Origin of the sequence: Luteimonas gilva, from assembly GCF_005239095.1 — a bacterium.
Taxonomy (GTDB): domain Bacteria; phylum Pseudomonadota; class Gammaproteobacteria; order Xanthomonadales; family Xanthomonadaceae; genus Luteimonas_C; species Luteimonas_C gilva.
Map to the genome: position 1 here is coordinate 1 of NZ_SZUA01000004.1, position 1,727 is coordinate 1,727.

Below are 1,727 nucleotides of genomic sequence, written 5' to 3' on the forward strand. Positions count from 1 at the left end.
GCCGACGACCAGATCACCGCCATCGAGTATTGGCCCACCGGCCTGGTGAAGAAGGTCACCCAACCCGACGGCGCGTTCACGGCCTACACCTACGACGCCGCCCATCGCCTGACCGACATCGCCGACAACGCCGGCAACACGATCCACTACACCCTGGACAACGCCGGCAACCGCACGGCCGAGTCGACCAAGGACGCCGGCAACACCCTGCGCCGGACCTTGTCGCGGGTCTACAACCAGCTGGGCCAACTGCAGACGGCCAAGGACGCCTACAACCACGCCACCGGCTTCACCTACGACGCCAACGGCAACAATCAGACGGTGACCGATGCGTTGAGCCGGGTCAGCGACAACGACTACGACCCGCTCAACCGCCTGGTGCAGACCCTGCAGGACGTGGGCGGCATCGCCGCGCAGACGAGCTTCGCCTACGACGCCCAGGACAACCTGACCAAGGTCACCGACCCCAAGGGCCTGGACACCACCTACACCTACAACGGCTTCAGCGACCTGACCCAGCTGAGCAGCCCGGACACGGGCGTCACCACGTACACCTACGACAGCGCCGGCAACCGCCAGACCCAGACCGATGCGCGCGGCGTCACCGCCACCTACAGCTACGACGCCCTGAACCGGCTCACCGGCATCGGCTATCCGACCAGCAGCCTGGATGTCGCTTATGCCTACGACACGGTCAACGCGAGCTGCCTCGCCGGCGAGACCTTCGCCATCGGCCGGCTGACGAAGATGACCGACAGCAGCGGCCAAACCGAGTACTGCTACGACCGCTTCGGCAACCTGACGAGGAAGCGGCAAACCACCAACGGCCAAGTCTTCACCGTCCGCTATGCCTACACCTTGGCCGGGCAGCTGCAGGCGATCACCTATCCGGACGGGGCGGTGGTGGATTACGTCCGGGACGGGCAGGGACGCACCACCGAAGTAGGCGTCACCCCCAACGGCGGCACGCGTAGTGTTCTGTTGAATCAGGCCACCTATTACCCCTTCGGTCCGGTGGCGAGCTGGACCTACGGCAACGGCCGCACGATGAGCCGATCGCTCAACCAGAACTACCAGCCCTTAGCGATCCAGGACCCGAACGCCGGCGGCCTGTCGCTGGGCTACGAGTTCGACGAGGTGGGCAATCTGAAGAAGCTGTTCAATGCCGACCAGTCCGTCACCAAGGCCCAGTACGGCTACGACGCGCTGAACCGGCTGACGGACGTGAAGGACGGCCCGACCGGGACGGTGATCGACCACTATGCCTACGACGCCACCGGCAACCGGACCAGCTTCACCAATGCGGGCGGGACGACCAACTACACCTACCCGAGCACCAACCACCGCCTGACCCAAGTCGGCGCCACGCCCCGAGCCTACGACAGCGTCGGCAACACGACCCAGATCGGCGGGACGGCGAAGGAGTTCGTGTACAACGATGCGAACCGGATGAGCCAGGTGAAGGTGGGCGGCACGGCGACGATGAACTACCAGCTCAGCGGAAGAGGCGAGCAGGTGCGTCAATACCTCGCTGCGAACAACACCTACACGGTGTACAACGAAGCAGGGCAGTGGGTTGGCGATTACGACGCCACCGGCCAACCGATCCAACAAGCCATCTGGCTGGACGATCTGCCGGTGGGCCTACTGGCCGGCGCCACCACCAACCAAAAGCTGCACTACCTGCAACCCGACCACCTGGGCACGCCGCGAGCGGTGATCGACAC

General features: G+C 65.0%; 1 pseudogene. It reads left to right on the forward strand.

The window, feature by feature from the left end:
- A pseudogene (locus FCE95_RS16995) lies at window positions 1-1,727 on the forward strand (hypothetical protein); the annotation flags it as partial.